A 16,287-nucleotide genomic window follows, 5' to 3' on the forward strand; every position below is an offset into this window, starting at 1 on the left:
TCGGGGCAGGGAACGGCAAGGTTCGGAGCCTGCAGGCTAGGCCCCGCGCGAGACGCGCGGAAAGGATGCTGCGTTATGCGTTCATGCCCTGCGCTCATTTCCGGGCACGCCGGCCGGGGCGGCCTAATGGCGGCCCGTTCGCAGGTGCGTCGCCGCTGGCATGTCTCCCGATTCCCTTCTGTGGTCAGATAGTCCCGGTCGCGCCGGGCCCCGGCGCGGCGCCTACGCACGCCCCGCAGCCACGAGCCCGACCTTGGACCTGAGCCACCTAGACCGCCTCGAAGCCGAAAGCATTCATATCCTTCGGGAAGTAGCGGCCGAATTCCGTAACCCGGTGATGCTGTACTCGGTGGGCAAGGACAGCTCGGTGCTGCTGCACCTGCTGCTCAAGGCCTTCCATCCGGCACGCCCGCCGATCCCGCTGCTGCACGTGGACACCGGCTGGAAGTTCCGCGAGATGATCGCCTTCCGCGACCGCCGCGCCGCCGAGACCGGCATCGACCTGCGCGTGCACACCAACCCCGACGGCCTGGCGCGTGGGATCGGTCCGATCAGCCACGGCGCCAGCGTGCACACCGATGTGATGAAGACCCAGGGCCTGAAGCAGGCGCTGGATGCGGCGCGCCACGACGCCGCGATCGGCGGCGCGCGCCGCGACGAGGAGAAGTCGCGTGCCAAGGAGCGCATCTTCTCGTTCCGCAACGAACAGCACCGCTGGGACCCCAAGAACCAGCGTCCCGAGCTGTGGAATCTCTACAACACCCGCATCCGCAGCGGCGAGAGCGTGCGCGTGTTTCCGATCTCGAACTGGACCGAACTGGACGTCTGGCTCTACATCTACCGCGAGAAGATCCCGGTGCCGTCGCTGTACTTCGCCGCCGAACGTCCGGTGGTGGAGCGCGACGGCGCCCTGATCCTGGTCGACGACGAGCGTCTGCCGCTGCGGCCGGGCGAAACCCCGCAGCTGCGCAAGGTGCGCTTTCGCACCCTGGGCTGCTATCCGCTGACCGGCGCGATCGAGTCCGAGGCCGAGACCCTGGAGCAGATCATCGCCGAGATGCTGGTGGCGACCACCTCCGAGCGTCAGGGCCGGGTGATCGACCACGACCCCTCCGCCTCGATGGAGAAGAAGAAGCAGGAGGGCTATTTCTGATGAGGCCGGGATTCGAGATTCGGGATTCGGGATTCGGGAAGGCTGGAGCAGGTTCGGATGCGGGGACCGCTGTTGCGAATCCCCAATCCCGAATCCCCAACCCCGTCGGCGACAAAGTCGTCGAGTACCTGCGCCTGCACGAATCCAAGGGCCTGCTGCGGTTCATCACCTGCGGCAGCGTCGACGACGGCAAGAGCACCCTGATCGGGCGCCTGCTGCACGATACCCGCCTGCTGTTCGACGACCAGTTGGCCGCGCTCAACGCCGACAGCCGCCGCCACGGCACCCAGAACGGCGAGATCGATTACGCGCTGCTGGTCGACGGCCTGGCCGCCGAGCGCGAGCAGGGCATCACCATCGACGTCGCCTACCGCTATTTCGGCACCGAGCGGCGCAAGTTCATCGTCGCCGACTGCCCGGGCCACGAGCAGTACACCCGCAACATGGCCACCGGCGCTTCCACCGCCGACCTGGCCGTGGTGCTGGTGGACGCGCGCAAGGGCCTGCTGACCCAGACCCGTCGCCACACCTACATCGCCGCGCTGCTTGGTATCCGTCACGTGCTGCTGGCGGTCAACAAAATGGACCTGGTCGGCTACGACCAGGCGGTGTTCGAGGCCATCGTCGCCGAGTACCGCGAACTCGCGGCGCAACGCGGCATCGCCCAGGTCACGGCGATTCCGCTGTCGGCGCTGCGTGGCGACAACCTGCTGCAGCGCTCGCAGGCCATGCCCTGGTACGACGGCGTCAGCGTGCTCGAGCATCTGGAAACCGTGGACGTCGCGCGCGACGAGGTCGAGGTCGGCTTCCGTCTGCCGGTGCAATGGGTGAATCGCCCGAATCAGAACTTCCGCGGCTTCGCCGGCACCGTGGCCGCGGGCGTGGTGCGGCCCGGCGACGAGATCGCGGCGCTGCCCTCGGGCCGGCGTTCCAGGGTCGCGCGCATCGTCACGGCCGGTGGCGATCTCGAGGTCGCCGGCGTCGGCCAGGCGGTCACGCTGACCTTGGACGACGAGCTCGACATCAGTCGCGGCGACGTGATCGCCTCCGCGGACGCGCCAGCCCAGGTCGCCGACCAGTTCGCCGCCCACCTGCTGTGGATGGGCGAGAGCCCGCTGCTGCCGGGCCGTCCGTACTGGCTCAAGATCGGCACGCGCACGGTCAGCGCCACCGTCACCGAGATCAAACACAAGATCGACGTGAACACCCAGGCCCAGCTCGCCGCCAAGCATCTGGAACTCAACGAGGTCGCCTACTGCAACCTCAACCTCGATCAGCCGGTCGCGTTCGAGGCCTACCGCGACAATCGCGCGCTCGGCGGTTTCATCCTGATCGACCGCGAGGACAACGCCACCGTCGCCGCCGGCACCCTCGATTTCGCCCTGCGCCGCGCCGGCAACATCCATTGGCAGCACGTCGATGTCGACAAGGCCGCGCGCGCGCGCAGCAAGGCGCAGACGCCGCGCTGCGTGTGGTTCACCGGCTTGTCGGGTTCGGGCAAATCGACCATCGCCAATCTGGTCGAGAAGCGCCTGCACGCACTCGGCCATCACACCTACATCCTCGACGGCGACAACGTGCGCCACGGCCTCAACAAGGACCTGGGCTTCACCGACGAGGACCGCGTCGAGAACATCCGCCGCGTCGCCGAAGTCGCGCGCCTGATGACCGACGCCGGCCTGATCGTGCTGGTCAGCTTCATCTCGCCGTTCCGCGCCGAACGCCGCATGGCGCGCGAATTGTTCGGGCCGGACGAGTTCGTCGAGGTCTACGTCGACACGCCGCTGGCGGTGGCGGAGGGGCGCGACGTGAAGGGGCTGTACGCCAAGGCCCGCGCGGGCAAGATCCCCAACTTCACCGGCATCGATTCGCCCTACGAGGCGCCGGAAGCGCCGGAGCTGGTGCTAAACACGGTGGAGCAGGACGCCGGGGACCTGGCGCAGCGGGTGATCGATCGCTTGTTGGGCTGACGCGCAGCGCTTGCCGGCCATCGGCCTTTCACGCCTAAGCCCCTCTCCCGCATGCGGGAGAGGAGTTGGGGTGAGGGCCGCACGACTCCCACTTGATCCCGCTGCCCTCATCGCGCTGCGGACACCTACTCGGCGTTGCACTTTGGGCTGACGCGCAGCGCTTCCCGGCCATCGGCCTTCCACGCTTAAGCCCCTCTCCCGCCTGCGGGAGAGGGGTTGGGGTGAGGGCAGCCGCCCATCGCCGCCGCGAAGCGGTAGNCACCTACTCGGCGTTGCACTTTGGGCTGACGCGCAGCGCTTCCCGGCCATCGGCCTTCCACGCTTAAGCCCCTCTCCCGCCTGCGGGAGAGGGGTTGGGGTGAGGGCAGCCGCGCCACTCCCACTTGATCCTGTTGCCCTCATTTGCGCTGCGGGCACCTACTCGGCGTTGCACTTTGGGCTGACGCGCAGCGCTTCCCGGCCATCGGCCTTCCACGCTTAAGCCCCTCTCCCGCCTGCGGGAGAGGGGTTGGNCGGCGTTGCACTTTGGGCTGACGCGCAGCGCTTCCCGGCCATCGGCCTTCCACGCTTAAGCCCCTCTCCCGCCTGCGGGAGAGGGGTTGGGGTGAGGGCCGCGCCACTCCCACTTGATCCCGCTGCCCTCATCCGTCCCGCGGGCACCTACTCGGCATCGCGCTTCCTTCGGTCGCCGCAAGCGCGAGCAGCGACGTCAAGGATCTGGGCGCTCGATTTTTGCCACGAGACCCTCCTCATCCCCCAAACGCAAACGCCCCAGCCGAAGCCGGGGCGTCCTCTCGCACGACCGACGCCGGATCAGCGTTTCGCCGTCTTGCTGCGGATGATCTCGTAGAGGAACAACAGCACGATGGCGCAGATGATCGAGACGATGAAGCCGATCATGCCGCCGCCCACGTACAGCAGGCTGCCGACGTAGGCGCCGGCGATGCCCAGCAGGATGGTCAGGATCCACCCCATCGGATCGGCACCCGGTTTGAAGAAACGAGCCAGCACACCGATGACCGCACCGATGATGATCGTATAAACGATACCGCCCATAGCGTTCCCCTCCTCAGGGTCGTGGTGACGCCCGGGAATCCTAGCAGTCGTGGCGGTGAGCGCCGTGTCGCGGCGCAGCAGGGGCGCTGCGGAGGGGCCGGACGATATTGCCTAGGGCCGGGAGCGGCGGCGGCCACGCGGCCAGGCACGCAAGACGCTGTCGGGATCCGGCCGGTCGCAGCGCGCGGCGCCAAGCATGACGATGGCGTCGTGCGCTGCGTCCGTGGTCCGTGTACGACGGGCCGGATCGTCGAGATCCGGCCCGTGACCTGCGCGATCAGCAGCAGCCGTGATCGCCGTGCTGCTCGCCGCCGGCGACTGCGGCCACGCCGCTGGTTTCGCCGCGCTGACTGGCGGCGTGATGTTCGGCCACCACGCGCGCGACACAGGCGGTCACGCGCTTGCCCATCGGGATGTGCAGAAACTCGTTCGGACCGTGCGCATTGGAATGCGGGCCGAGCACGCCGGTGATCATGAACTGCGCGCCGGGGAACTTCTCGCCGAGCATGCCCATGAACGGAATCGTGCCGCCTTCGCCCATGTACATCGCCGGCTGGCCGAAGAAATCGCGGCTGGAGGCGTCGATCGCGCGGGTCAGCCAGGGCGACTGCGCCGGCGCGTTCCAACCGGTCGAAGCCTTCTCCAGTTCCATCGTCACCTGCGCGCCGTTGGGCGGGTCGCGCTCCAGCACTTCCTTCAGCAGCTCGCCCGCGCGCTTGCCGTCCAGGGTCGGCGGCAGGCGCAGGCTGAGCTTGACCGAGGTGTGCGGGCGCAGCACGTTGCCGGCCGACGACAGCGGCGGCATGCCGTCCACGCCGGTCACCGACAGCGCCGGGCGCCAGGTGCGGTTGAGCACCAGCTCCGACAGTTCGCTGGCCATCGGCTGCATGCCGGGCAGGAACGGGAACTTGTCGTAGACCGCGTTGCCCAGCACCTTGGCGGCCTGGCGCGCCTGCTCCAGGCGTTCCTCGGGCACGTCCACGTACAGGCCTTCGACCAGGATCTTGCCGCTGGTCTCGTCTTCCAGGCGCGACAGCAGTTGACGCAGCAGGCGGAAGCTCGAGGGCACGATGCCGGAGGCGTCGCCGGAGTGCACGCCTTCGCTGAGCACCTTGACCGTGAAGTTGCCGCCGGCCAGGCCGCGCAGCGAGGTCGTGCACCACAGCTGCTCGTAGTTGCCGCAGCCCGAATCCAGGCACACCACCAGCGACGGCTTGCCGATGCGCTCGGCGAGGTGATCGACGTAGGCCGGCAGGTCGTAGCTGCCGGATTCCTCGCAGGCCTCGATCAGGATCACGCAGCGCGCGTGCGGCAGCTGCTGTTCCTGCAGGGCCATGATCGCGGCCAACGAGCCGAAGATCGCGTAGCCGTCGTCGGCGCCGCCGCGGCCGTACAGGCGGTCGCCCTTGATGACCGGGGTCCAGGGGCCGAGGTCGGCGTCCCAGCCGGTCATCTCCGGCTGCTTGTCGAGGTGGCCGTACAGCAGCACGCAATCCTCGTCGCTGCCGCCGTGCGCGGCCGGGATGTCGATGAAGATCAGCGGGGTGCGGCCTTCCAGGCGCACCACCTCGACCTGCATGCCCGGGATGGTCTGGGCGCGCGCCCAGGACTCCATCAGCTTGACCGCGTCGTCCATGTAGCCGTGCTGGACCCAGTCCGCATCGAACATCGGCGATTTGTTGGGAATACGAATGTATTCAACCAGTTGCGGGACGATTTCGTCGTCCCATTTTTCGCCGACGTAGCGGTCGACCTTGCTGGCGTCCATCGAAGGGCCTCGTGGGGGTAAGACCCGCAAGTTTACGCCTCCCGGCCCTGTAGGACTTTTCCTACCCTGCGACGCGGCATCCGCTGGCTTTTTCCGCAAGGCCGCGGCGATACGCTGACCCCATCGAGTCGCGGAGACCGAATCCCCCGGCGGACCCTCCCACCGCCCGGTATCGGAACGGAATCCACTCCATGGAGCTGAACAAGATGAACGTCCTCGCGCTCGCCCTCCGTGCGCTGCTGCTGTCGCTGCTGTTCGCCGGCAGCGCCCTGGCCGCCGAACAGGTCAATATCAACAGCGCCGACGTCGCCACCTTGGACCGCGTCCTGCTCAATGTCGGCGCCTCCAAGGCCGAGGCCATCGTCGCCTACCGCAAGGCCAACGGCGCCTTCCGCAGCCCCGAACAGCTGGCCCTGGTCAAGGGCATCGGCCTGAAGACCGTGGAAAAGAATCGCGACCGCATCGTCATCGGCGAGGCAGCACCGGCGCGCAAGCCCGCTGCGCCGGCCGTCGGCGGCGGCAGCGCGCAGCGCGCGGCCAACCGCCGCTGAGGAACCGTCGGTCCCGCATGGATGCGGTGGCTGACAACGCACGGGCAGGACGCCCGACGAATGCAGGGGGAGAGCCCTGGACAAGGATGTGAGCCGCCCGTCCACGGAAGGATCCGTGGGCGGCGGCGCTATTTGTGGCGTGCCGCCGCGGTGGCGCGCCGTGAGCGGCCCGGTCGCGGTGCCGGCTCACGCTCGAAATCGTCGACAGGGTCTGCCGCGGCCCGCGCGCGGTCGCCGTGCTGGTTAGACTCTGCGCCATCCAGGCCGACCACAGCGATGGCGATGACAGACGAAGCGGATACCGCCCAGGGCGGGCGTTGTTGGGCGATCCCGGCCAACGAATACCGGCGCGAACGCTGGCGCAACCAACTCGGCTGGACCCGCGAAATCCTGCGCCTGGATGCGGCGGCGCGCCCGGCGGACGGCGAGGACTGGGATTGGCGGCTGTCGATCGCCGAAATCGAGCGCGACGCCGCGTTCTCGGCGTTTCCGGGCATCGACCGCGAACTGGTGCTGCTCAGCGGCAACGGCCTGCGCCTGCGCTTCGACGACGGCGAGCTGCACGAACTGCTGCCGCCGCACGACAAGCTGCGCTTCGCCGGGGAGCGCGTCGTGCACGGCGAACTGATCGACGGCACCACCCACGATTTCAACCTGATGTGGCGGCGCGAGCGCGTGCAGGCGCAGCTCTGGCATCGCCCGCTGGTCGGGCCGATGGTGATCTTCGCCGAGCCCGGCCAGACCTGGGCCGTGCACCTGATCGCGGGGCAAGCCCGCTTCGCCGACGACACCGGCCTGCCGCCGCTGGCGGCGGGCGATACCGCGGTGCTGGCGGCGGGCGCTGCGCGTTTGCGCGCGGTGCTGGAGGGCGGTGGCGAGGTGTTGCTGGTGCGGGTGGCGCGGGTTGTCGAGTGATGCGTCCGCTTGGTGCGCTGCCTGAGCTGTTCGTGATGAGCTAGTCGAGCCGTGAGTGGCGAAGCTGCGCGGTCTTAAGAGCAAATCCCCCTCAATCCCCCTTTTCCAAAGGGGGAGGAAACGTGGGGCGGCGTAGTGAGGCGAGCCATGCAACGACACGAGTGGCGCAACGTCACTAGCCGTTGGTGGTGAACTAGTCGAACCATGGCCGACGACCCGCGCGAACCGCGCGACCCCAGTAGCCAACAACCGACGCGCCACTCCACCGGGCTAGGCGCCTGAGCGACTCAGTACACGTCGCGCCTGTAACGCCCATCCAGCGCCATCGCTTCCAACGCCTCCAATCCCACGATCTCGCGCAGCACCGCGTCCACCGCCGGCGCCATGCCTTCCAGGCTGCCGCAGACGTAAACCGCCGCCCCGCCGTCCAGCCATTCGCGCGCGCGCGCGCTGTGCTCGCGCAGGCGCTGCTGCACGTACACGCGTTCGCTGCCGTCGCGCGAGAACGCCAGGTCGATGCGTTCGATGGCGCCATCGCGCAGCCAGGCTTCGAGCTCGTCGCGGTAGTGGTAGTCGTGCGCCGCGCTGCGTTCGCCGAACAGCAGCCAGTTGCGCGTATGCCCGGCGGCGACGCGGGCCTTCAGCAGCGCGCGCAGGCCGGCGATGCCGGTGCCGTTGCCGATCAGCATCAGCGGCCGCGCATCGGCCGGCGCGTGGAAGGAGGGATTGGCGCGGATGCGTAGGTCGATACGTTCGTCGATGCCTGCGTGGGCGGTCAGCCAGCCGCTGCCGCTGCCCAGGCGTCCGTCGGGCTGGCGCATCTGCCGCACTAGCAACTGCAGGCTGCCGTCGGCGGGCAGCGAGGCGATCGAATACTCGCGATGCGGCAAGGCCTGCAGCGCGTCAGCGACGGCCTGCGGCGCCAGCGCCTGCATCGCGATCGCGTCCGGCAAGCGCGAGCGCCGCAACAGCGCGGCCAGCGTGTCGGCTTCGCCGTCCGCGTCGACCGTGACCGTGCCGTCCTGATTTGCGGCGAGCAGCCACGCGGCCACATCGGCCTCGCCGTTGCGCGGACCGATCTCGGCGATATCGCCGGCCTGCCATCGCAGATCGGCGGCGTGTTCCGGCGTGAGCGCGAGATGGAAAGCGGGCCCGCCGAGGCTGCCGGGATTGAGCTGCGTGCGTGCGCTCAGTCGCCACGGCCGGTAGGCGGGCGCGCTCCAGTCCGGCAGTTCGGTATGCCCCGCGAGCAGGCCCAGATGATGCTGCCAATGACGCAGCGCGCCGGGGTCGCCGTCGTCGACTTCGACCAGATCGAACATCGGCTCGGCGCCGGCATGGCGCAGCCAATGGTCGAGGCGGTGGCCGAAGCTGCAGAACTGCTCGTACTGACGGTCGCCCAGCGCCAGCACGCCGTAGCGCAGGCCTGTCAGGGCGGCGGGGGTGCCCAGCACGAGGCGTACGAAGCGCGCGGCGGTGTCCGGCGCGTCGCCTTCGCCGGTGGTGCTGACCACGAACAAGACCTGGCGGTAGCGCGCGAGCGCGGCCGCATCCAAGCCGCCCAGCATGCGGATATCGGCGCCGACGCCGCTGTCGGCCAGGGTCTGCCAACTGCGGCGCGCCAGGAATTCGGCATGGCCGGTCTGGCTGGCGAAGGCGATCAACCACTCATGGGCGGCGTGCGCGGAGGCCTGCGGCAGCGCTTGCGCACGCGCGCGACGCGCGCGCGCCCAGGCGACGCCACCGACGAAGGCGGCATAGGCCGTCGCCAATCCCGCCGCCCACAGCAGACGCGTGCGCTCCGGCGCGAGCCAACGCACCGGCTCGGCCTGCCAGCGCAGCAGCAGATAAGCCAGCACGATCAGGGCCAGCAGCACCAGCGCATTGCCGACGGTGCTGGCGTCGATACGCCTTGCGGTGGACGAGGATTCGGAAACAGACATAGGCGATTCGTGCGCGCTCAAGCCGCGCGCTGGCGCGCGATGAAGGCCGGCGTCATCCGGGTCAGGAAACCGTCGCCGTCGTGCAGCACGAACATCGCCGCGAGCTGGCGACGGTTGGCGTAGGCCATGCCGGCCTGCGGGCCCAGCACCGCGAGCACGGTGGCCAGGCCGTCGGCCTGCATGCACTGCGGATGCAACACACTGACCGAGGCCAGCGCATGCGTCACCGGCCGGCCGCTGCGCGGATCGACGGTGTGCGAGTAACGACGGCCATCGTGATCGAAGTAGCGCCGATAATCGCCCGAGGTCGCAATCGCGAAACCGTCCAGCGCCAACACAGCGGCGCCCTCGTCGCCGGCGTCGTCGCCGGGGCGTTCGACCGCGATCCGCCAGGCGCTGCCGTCGGGTTTGCGGCCGCGGCCGTAGAGTTCGCCGCCGACCTCGACCAGAAACGCGTCGATGCCGCGCTCGCCCAGCCACTGCGCCACGCGATCGACGCCGTAGCCCTTGGCGATCGAAGAGAAATCCAGATAGCTGCCGCCGGCCTGGGTGGCGGTGCGCGCGTGCGGATCGAAACCGACCCGCTGCCAGCCCACGCGCGCCTGCGCCTGGGCGATCTGCGCGTCCGACGGCGCCGACTCGCGCGCGCCGTCGGGGCCGAAGCCCCACAGATTGACCAGCGGCCCGATCGTGGGGTCGTAGGCGCCGCCGCTGTCGGCGGCGAGTTTCAGCGCCGCGTCCAGCACCGCGTGGAAACCGTCGGGCAGGGTCTGCACGGTGCCGGCCTCGGCGCGGTTGTAGCGGCTGACGTCCGAGTCCGCTTCCCAGGTGCTCATCTGGGCCACGACTTCGTCCAGACAGGCCTGGATGCCGCGCTCCAGTTCCGGCAGCGCGGCGGCATCGGCCACCAGCTTCACCGACCATTGCGTGCCCATGCTGTGGCCCGCGAGCGCGTGCACGGCGCGCGCGGCCGGCGCGCTGCCGCCCCAGCTCGTGCCGCTCCAGCTCATGCGGATCTCAGGCGGTTGCACGTCGGCCGATTTACTGCGACAGCACTTCGAACACGGCGACGTAGCTCAGACGGCGCTGCTTGGCGTCCGGCAGCGTGGTCTTGGCGTCCTCGCTGGCGGTCTCCAGCCAGTACATGCCGGCCTGTGGCCAGTTCACTTCGAACTTGCCGTCGGCGCCGCTGGTCAGGTGGATCTCGTTCTGCTGATCGCGGTAGCGGGTCGCGCCCGGCACCACTTCGATCTTCAGGCCCGCCGCCGGCTTGCCGTCGACGAGCAGCTGGAAGGTGGCCTTCTCGCCGGCGAACAAATCGTTGGGGTGGGTCACCGGCACCAGCTCGATGCCCTTGCCGCTGGCCTTGAACACGGTGGTGGTCGGCGAGCCGACGGTGGCGAAGGTCTCGACCCGGCCCAGGCTTTCCGAGGCGCTGATTTCGGTCGCGCCGGCCGGGATGCCGGCTTTGTAGTCCTCGGCCTTGCCGCGCCAGCGCTTGGCCTCGCCGCCGAGCTTGTAGCTGGCGAACATGCCCTCGTTGACCATCGCGATCTTGTAGGTGCCTTCCTGCGCCAGCTCGACGTCGAACACGCTGCGCAGCTTGCCGGTGGACGCGTTCTGCGCCTGCACCGCGCTGCCGTCCGGCGCGGTGATGCGCAGACGTTCCAGCGGCAGCGGCACGTGGTTGAAGTAAAACAGGTCGTTGGACACGGCCGCGTCGACCGTGAGCCAGGCGCCCTTGTCGGAGAACACGGTCTGCGACGGCTGCAGCCAGGCCTTATGCGCCTGCGCCGAGGTGGCGAAACCGAGCGCGGCAATCGCGGCGGCGGCGATGAGTTTGATTTTCATGGTTGAAATCCGGGATTGGAGATTGGGGATTCGGGATTCGTAACAGCGATGGCGTGGAATGCGGGTCGAAACCGGGAGCGCGATTTAGCGCTTACACGAATCCCGAATCTCGAATCCCGAATCTCAAGGCTTAACCGCCAGACGCACCGCGCCCAGCTCGGTCTTGCCCTGCGCCGACAGGTTCTGCGCGCCGCCCTTGGCCGGCCACTGGAACGGAATGCTCAGCAGTTCGCGGCCGCCGACTTCGCGTGCGGCTTCGACCACCAGGGTGTACTGGCCCGGCGCGAGACCGGCCAAGGGCTTGCTGCCGCCCTTGAAGTTCAGGGTGTGCTGACCGACCGCGCGGGTCGCGCCGCTGACGCCGTCGACCGGCATCTTCAGGCTGCGGCCGCTGCGCCGCCACCACTGGCGGATGTCCTTCAGCCACTTGGTGCCTTCGCCGTTCTTCATGTCCACGTCGTACCAGACCGCCAGATCGGCGGCGACGCTGTTGTCGGGACGTTCGATCCAGGCCGCGACGTAGGGACGGTGGTACTCGGCGACCTTCAGGCGCGGGATTTCGATGCTGAGGTCGAGGTCGGCGGCGAACGCCGACACCGGCATCGCCAGGGCGACGATCAGTGCGGTGCGGGGCAACAACTTCATCGCGGTCTCCAGGGGTTCAATGCATGAAAAGGACGATCAGCAGCGCCGGTATCGCCACGCCCGCGGCGACCAGCGGCCAGGTCTTGCCGCGCTGGCGCGCATGCAGCTGCAGCAGCCACAGGCCGGTGAGCGCGAACAGCAGGCAGGCGACCGCGAACAGATCGATGAACCAGCGCCAGACCGCGCCGGTGTTGCGGCCCTTGTGCAGGTCGTTGAGCCAGGCGATCCAGCCGCGGCGAGTGACTTCGTATTCGATCGCGCCGCTTTCGCGGTCGATGCTGAGCCAGGCGTCGCCGCCGGGACGCGGCAGCGAGACGTAGACCTCGCCGTCCGACCATTCCACGCTGCGGCCTTCGGTATTCACGCCCAGCTGCGCCTCGATCCAGTCGCGCGCGCCGGCCGGCAGCGGCGCGTCGACCGCGCGCTCGCCTTGCAGGCCGCGCAGGGCGCTGGCCGGCAGAGTGTCCTTGACCGTGACCACCTGCGGCTCGGCCTCGATCTGGGCGGCATGGTTGAGGGTGATGCCGGTGGCCGCGAAGATCAGCAGCGCGAACAGGCTCAGCGCCGCGCTGATCCAGTGCCAACGGTGCAGGGTCTTGAGCCAATACGCGCGCCGGTTCGGATCGCCGGCCTTGGCCTTGGAGTCGCGCGCGCGCGCGGCGGCGTCGTTGGCGCTCAAGGCTCGCTCCAGCGACGCAGCAGGTTGTGGTACACGCCGGTCAGCTGCACCAGCGCCGGATGCTCGGGCACGTCGGCGGTGAGGCGGCGGATCGAGACGTCGAGTTCGAACATCAGCCGGCGTTGCGCGTCCTCGCGCAGCAGGCTCTGGATCCAGAAGAACGAGGCCAGGCGCGCGCCGCGCGTGACCGGGGTGACCTTGTGCAGGCTGGTGCCGGGGTAGAGCACCAGATCGCCGGCCGCCAGCTTGATGCTGTGGCTGCCGTAGGTGTCCTCGATCACCAGCTCGCCGCCGTCGTATTCCTCCGGCGCGCTCAGGAACAGGGTCGCCGACAGATCGGTGCGCACGGTGTCCATGCCGCCGCGGCTGCGGTCGTAGCGGATGGCGTTGTCGACGTGGAAGCCGAAGGCCTGGCCGCCTTCGTAGCGGTTGAACAGTGGTGGGAACACCCGCTGCGGCAGGGCCGCGGAAAAGAAGGTCGGGTTCTTGGCCAGGGCGTCGAGGATGATCGCGCCCAGCTCGCGCGCGACCGGGTCGTTCTCAGGCAGCTGCGCGTTGTCCTTGGCCTTGGCCGACTGGTAGCCGGCGGTGATGCGGCCGTCGGCCCAGCCGGCCTGCGCCAGCCGCTCGCGGCAGTGCGCGACCTGTTCGGGGCTGAGGACTTTGGGCACGTGCAGCAGCATGGTCTTCCTCAATGCGGCCGCCCGGGAGGTCCCGGGCGGCGCGCGCGGACTATGGAAGTCCGGATTAGAACGTGAAGTTGGCGCTCAATACCACCTGGCGCGCCTCGCCCGGCGTCGCCCAGCCGTTGTTGCGGATGCGGGTGTAGTACTCCTCGTCGGCCAGATTGCTGACGTTGAGCTGGAGGGCGGCGTTGCGGTTGATCTTGTAATTGACCATCGCACGGTGGGTCCAATAGCTGTCGGCGGTCACCAGTGGGCCGTTGAGGTTGGTCGCGCTGTGCTGGGTCAGCCAGATCTTGCCCTGGTAGGTCGCGCCGTAGCCGATCTGCCACTTCGGCGACAGGTCGTAGGTGGTCCACAGGCTGAAGGAGTGCTCCGGCACGTTCAACAGGCGGTCGCCGCGGGTTGGATCGCGCACGGCAGCCGAGTTGGCGCAGCCGTTAGCGGGGCCGGGGGTGCCCAGGCAGAACTGCGAAACGCCGCGCAGCACTTCGCTGTCCAGGTAGGCGTAGTTCGCATAGACCGCCCAATGGTCGGTGATGAGGCCGGACAGCCCCAGCATCAGACCATCGACGCGAGCGCGGCCGTCGAGGGCCTGTTGGCCGGTGGGATTCAACGGGTTGACCGGATCGTTGACGCGATAGTTCTTACGATCGTTGCGGAACAGCGAACCGGTCAGCGCCAGACGACCCTCGAACAGATCCCACTTGGCGCCGATTTCGTAGTTGACCGCGGTTTCCGGATCGACCGTGCAGTTGGCGGTGCCGGTGGTGCTGGTCAGGGTGCAGGAACCGTTGACCGAGGCCTTGGACGGCGTCTTGGAGTTGCCGTAGGCGGCGTACACGCTGACGTTTTCGACCGGCTTGTAGACCAGGCCGGCGCGGTAGGAGAACAGGTCGTCGGTGTTCTTGGCCGGCACGCCGTAGCCGGTGACAGTGCCGATCGGCTGCGCCGGCAGCGGCGCGCCCACGGTGGTCGGCGCCAGCACCACGGTGGCGGTGTTGGTCTTGCCTTCGTTGTGCTCGTAGCGCGCGCCCAGGCTCAGCAGCCACTGCTCGCTGAACTTGATCGTATCGAAGACGTAGACGGCCTGGTTGTCGAGTTCGCCTTCGGTGCGACCGGTCAGGGTGCGGTTGATCGGGCCGCGGTAGACGTTGTCCGGATGGAACATGTCCATCGTCGGCAGGCCGTTGATGTACGGGTTCGTGCCGTCGGCGTTGCGGAAATCGCTGGTGGTGTCGAGGTCGAAGCTCTCGTGCATCACCGAGAAGCCCGCGACCAGGGTGTGCTGCACCGAACCGGTGTTGAACTCGGTGGTCAGGTCGGTCTGGGTGTACAGGGTGGTATTGCGGGTGTCGCGGCCGAAACCGCGCGGGCCGCTGGGCAGGTAGCGGCCCGGGGCCACGCCGGCCGGGCAGGCGACGCCGAGCGGAGTCAGGCCGTTGGGCATGCACCAGGTGCCCTGCACCGCGTCCACCAGCGAGAACTGGTCGACCTGCTGCCAGCGCGTCAGGTTGCGCACCTTCATGGTGTCGCTGAAGCGGTGCTCCAGGATCGAGGTCAGCGAGTCGTACTCGATTTCCTGCTGGTCGATGTTCTTGTAGCCGTAGTAGGTCGACGGATCGATGCCCGGCAACGGACCGCCGTTGAAGAACGGCACGCCGTATTCGGGGATGTTGTCGTCTTCCTGGTGGACGTAGTTCAAGGTCCAGGTGGTGTCGCTGCCCAGGCCGAAGCTCAGCGAGGGCGCGATGCCCCAACGCTCGTTGCGCTCGACGTCGCGGCCCGGGATGTCGTTCTGGTGCGCCATCACGTTGATGCGGAACGCGCTGCTTTCGCCCAGCAGGAAGTTGCTGTCGGCGGTGACGCGGGCGTAGTCGTCGGTGCCGGCGGCGATGCTGGCGCGGTTGAATTCGGTCGCGCCGGCGGACTTGCTGACCAGGTTGATGGTGCCGGCCACCGAGCCCGCGCCCGAGTAGACCGAGTTGGCGCCGTTGATGACTTCCACCGATTCCAGGTTGAACGGATCGGTGCGGCTGTACAGACCGCTGTCGCGCACGCCGTCGACGGTGATGTCGTTGCTGGCGTCGAAGCCGCGCAGGTTGATCTTGTCGCCGAAGCCGCCGCCGCCTTCGCCGGCGCCGAAGGTGATGCCGGGCAGGGTCGCGAGGATGTCCTGCAGCGACAGCAGGTTCTGGCCGTCGATGGTGCTGCGGTCGATCACGGTGATCGTCTGCGGGGTGTCGCGCAGCGGCGCGGTGTACTTGCCCGAGCTGGCCTTGAGCACCTTCACGCCACGGACTTCGACGCCGTCCAGATCCTTGGCTTGGGGATCCGGCGCCGGCGCCGCGATGGCGGGAACGCTGAGGGCGAGGGCAAGTGCACCGGCGAGCGGCGACACGACGAACTTCGTGGTCGACATGGGGGGTCCAGGGCTGACGATGGGGGAGCGGATCAAGCAGGTCCGCGTTAACCGGGAATATTAATGAGAGCGATTCGCATTTGCAACGAAAAGTGAATGCGGCGTTCGCAATTTGCGTGTGCGCTGGACGGGAACGGCGCAGCGGGCGCGGCGGGACGACCGCAGGCGGGCCTTGGGGCCGTCGGGGATCGGTCGCTCTCGCGCGAGGCCGCGCGGGCGGCCGTTGGACAGGGGATTGGCGCGCTGCTCAGGGCGAGGAAAGCGCCCTACGCCGCCTCAGGCGCGGTCGTCGCGGGTCCAGACCCCGTCGTTCTCGACCTTGACCGGGAACTTGGTCACCGGGCTGTAGGCGGGCGCGCACAGCGGGCGGCCGTCGCGGATGTCGAACTTGGCCCCGTGCAGCACGCACTCGACCGTGGCTTCCTCGTCGTCGTAGTTGCCGGCCGAGAGCTCGAAGTCCTCGTGCGAGCACTTGTCTTCCAGCGCGTAGTAATCGCCGTCGTAGTTGCAGACCAGGATAGGCGTGTCGCCGTCCCAGGCCACGGTGGATTCGCCCGGCAGCAACTGCGAGGTGGCGCAAACGAAGACCCAGTCGCCCATGGTTTCAAATCCGAGATTGGGGATTCGGGATTCGGGATTCGGGATTGGAAA

At 68.5% G+C, this 16,287-nt stretch carries 14 protein-coding genes; 4 read left to right on the plus strand and 10 right to left on the minus strand.

Annotation, left to right across the window (positions count from 1 at the left end; genetic code table 11):
- The first annotated feature begins 160 nt into the window (after positions 1-160).
- Both cysD and cysN read left to right on the plus strand, forming a co-directional pair.
- Positions 161-1,153: a sulfate adenylyltransferase subunit CysD gene (cysD, locus tag ASE43_RS06395; protein WP_082607143.1), complete on the plus strand. Its 993-nt coding sequence runs from the start codon at positions 161-163 to the stop codon at positions 1,151-1,153.
- Complete coding sequence (cysN, locus tag ASE43_RS06400; RefSeq protein WP_057159920.1) at positions 1,153-3,123, plus strand: sulfate adenylyltransferase subunit CysN; 1,971 nt, start codon at positions 1,153-1,155, stop codon at positions 3,121-3,123. Before cysD ends, cysN begins: the two co-directional genes overlap by 1 nt.
- Positions 3,124-3,936: 813 nt before the next feature.
- Here the strand turns inward: cysN and ASE43_RS06405 are convergent.
- Positions 3,937-4,179 (minus strand): GlsB/YeaQ/YmgE family stress response membrane protein, encoded by a 243-nt coding sequence (locus ASE43_RS06405; protein WP_056182905.1) that lies wholly within the window; start codon positions 4,177-4,179, stop codon positions 3,937-3,939.
- A 277-nt stretch (positions 4,180-4,456) separates the two neighbouring features.
- Positions 4,457-5,947, minus strand: a complete 1,491-nt coding sequence (locus ASE43_RS06410; RefSeq protein WP_056182909.1) for a M20 family metallopeptidase — start codon at positions 5,945-5,947, stop codon at positions 4,457-4,459.
- Positions 5,948-6,138: 191 nt separating this feature from the next.
- Here ASE43_RS06410 and ASE43_RS06415 point away from each other — a divergent pair, with 191 nt between their 5' ends.
- Both ASE43_RS06415 and ASE43_RS06420 read left to right on the plus strand, forming a co-directional pair.
- Entirely contained in the window at positions 6,139-6,498 is a 360-nt protein-coding gene (locus tag ASE43_RS06415; protein ID WP_235567278.1) for a helix-hairpin-helix domain-containing protein, read from the plus strand.
- A gap of 282 nt (positions 6,499-6,780) precedes the next feature.
- On the plus strand, positions 6,781-7,413 hold the full coding sequence (locus ASE43_RS06420) for a HutD family protein (RefSeq protein WP_057159956.1): 633 nt from the start codon (positions 6,781-6,783) through the stop codon (positions 7,411-7,413).
- Positions 7,414-7,700: 287 nt separating this feature from the next.
- On the opposite strand, the gene ASE43_RS06425 is transcribed toward ASE43_RS06420, so the two are convergent.
- From ASE43_RS06425 to ASE43_RS06460, 8 genes are all read right to left on the minus strand, one after another.
- Complete coding sequence (locus ASE43_RS06425; RefSeq protein WP_057159921.1) at positions 7,701-9,356, minus strand: sulfite reductase subunit alpha; 1,656 nt, start codon at positions 9,354-9,356, stop codon at positions 7,701-7,703.
- A gap of 17 nt (positions 9,357-9,373) precedes the next feature.
- Positions 9,374-10,366, minus strand: a complete 993-nt coding sequence (locus tag ASE43_RS06430) for an FAD:protein FMN transferase (RefSeq protein WP_057159922.1) — start codon at positions 10,364-10,366, stop codon at positions 9,374-9,376.
- A 31-nt stretch (positions 10,367-10,397) separates the two neighbouring features.
- Complete coding sequence (locus ASE43_RS06435; RefSeq protein WP_056182916.1) at positions 10,398-11,207, minus strand: DUF4198 domain-containing protein; 810 nt, start codon at positions 11,205-11,207, stop codon at positions 10,398-10,400.
- Positions 11,208-11,330: 123 nt separating this feature from the next.
- Positions 11,331-11,852 (minus strand): DUF2271 domain-containing protein, encoded by a 522-nt coding sequence (locus tag ASE43_RS06440; RefSeq protein ID WP_057159923.1) that lies wholly within the window; start codon positions 11,850-11,852, stop codon positions 11,331-11,333.
- Positions 11,853-11,868: 16 nt separating this feature from the next.
- Positions 11,869-12,531 (minus strand): PepSY-associated TM helix domain-containing protein, encoded by a 663-nt coding sequence (locus tag ASE43_RS06445; RefSeq protein ID WP_057159924.1) that lies wholly within the window; start codon positions 12,529-12,531, stop codon positions 11,869-11,871.
- Positions 12,528-13,214 carry a Fe2+-dependent dioxygenase gene (locus ASE43_RS06450; protein ID WP_056182921.1) on the minus strand — a complete coding sequence of 229 codons (687 nt, stop codon included), beginning with the start codon at positions 13,212-13,214 and terminating at the stop codon, positions 12,528-12,530. Before ASE43_RS06450 ends, ASE43_RS06445 begins: the two co-directional genes overlap by 4 nt.
- Before the next feature lie 64 nt (positions 13,215-13,278).
- Positions 13,279-15,636: a TonB-dependent receptor gene (locus ASE43_RS06455; protein ID WP_057159925.1), complete on the minus strand. Its 2,358-nt coding sequence runs from the start codon at positions 15,634-15,636 to the stop codon at positions 13,279-13,281.
- Positions 15,637-15,912: 276 nt separating this feature from the next.
- Positions 15,913-16,236, minus strand: a complete 324-nt coding sequence (locus ASE43_RS06460; protein ID WP_057159926.1) for a non-heme iron oxygenase ferredoxin subunit — start codon at positions 16,234-16,236, stop codon at positions 15,913-15,915.
- Positions 16,237-16,287 lie beyond the last annotated feature (51 nt).

The organism is Lysobacter sp. Root983 (genome assembly GCF_001429345.1).
Lineage (GTDB): Bacteria > Pseudomonadota > Gammaproteobacteria > Xanthomonadales > Xanthomonadaceae > Lysobacter.

Excerpts from the sequence above, each read along its gene's own strand:
- ASE43_RS06415 (WP_235567278.1), top strand. The coding sequence starts at position 6,139 with ATGGAGCTGAACAAGATGAACGTCCTCGCGCTCGCCCTCCGTGCGCTG.
- ASE43_RS06435 (WP_056182916.1), bottom strand. The coding sequence starts at position 11,207 with ATGAAAATCAAACTCATCGCCGCCGCCGCGATTGCCGCGCTCGGTTTC.
- ASE43_RS06455 (WP_057159925.1), bottom strand. The coding sequence starts at position 15,636 with ATGTCGACCACGAAGTTCGTCGTGTCGCCGCTCGCCGGTGCACTTGCC.
- ASE43_RS06430 (WP_057159922.1), bottom strand. The coding sequence starts at position 10,366 with ATGAGCTGGAGCGGCACGAGCTGGGGCGGCAGCGCGCCGGCCGCGCGC.
- ASE43_RS06425 (WP_057159921.1), bottom strand. The coding sequence starts at position 9,356 with ATGTCTGTTTCCGAATCCTCGTCCACCGCAAGGCGTATCGACGCCAGC.
- cysN (WP_057159920.1), top strand. The coding sequence starts at position 1,153 with ATGAGGCCGGGATTCGAGATTCGGGATTCGGGATTCGGGAAGGCTGGA.
- cysD (WP_082607143.1), top strand. The coding sequence starts at position 161 with ATGTCTCCCGATTCCCTTCTGTGGTCAGATAGTCCCGGTCGCGCCGGG.
- ASE43_RS06405 (WP_056182905.1), bottom strand. The coding sequence starts at position 4,179 with ATGGGCGGTATCGTTTATACGATCATCATCGGTGCGGTCATCGGTGTG.
- ASE43_RS06450 (WP_056182921.1), bottom strand. The coding sequence starts at position 13,214 with ATGCTGCTGCACGTGCCCAAAGTCCTCAGCCCCGAACAGGTCGCGCAC.
- ASE43_RS06440 (WP_057159923.1), bottom strand. The coding sequence starts at position 11,852 with ATGAAGTTGTTGCCCCGCACCGCACTGATCGTCGCCCTGGCGATGCCG.
- ASE43_RS06460 (WP_057159926.1), bottom strand. The coding sequence starts at position 16,236 with ATGGGCGACTGGGTCTTCGTTTGCGCCACCTCGCAGTTGCTGCCGGGC.
- ASE43_RS06420 (WP_057159956.1), top strand. The coding sequence starts at position 6,781 with ATGACAGACGAAGCGGATACCGCCCAGGGCGGGCGTTGTTGGGCGATC.
- ASE43_RS06410 (WP_056182909.1), bottom strand. The coding sequence starts at position 5,947 with ATGGACGCCAGCAAGGTCGACCGCTACGTCGGCGAAAAATGGGACGAC.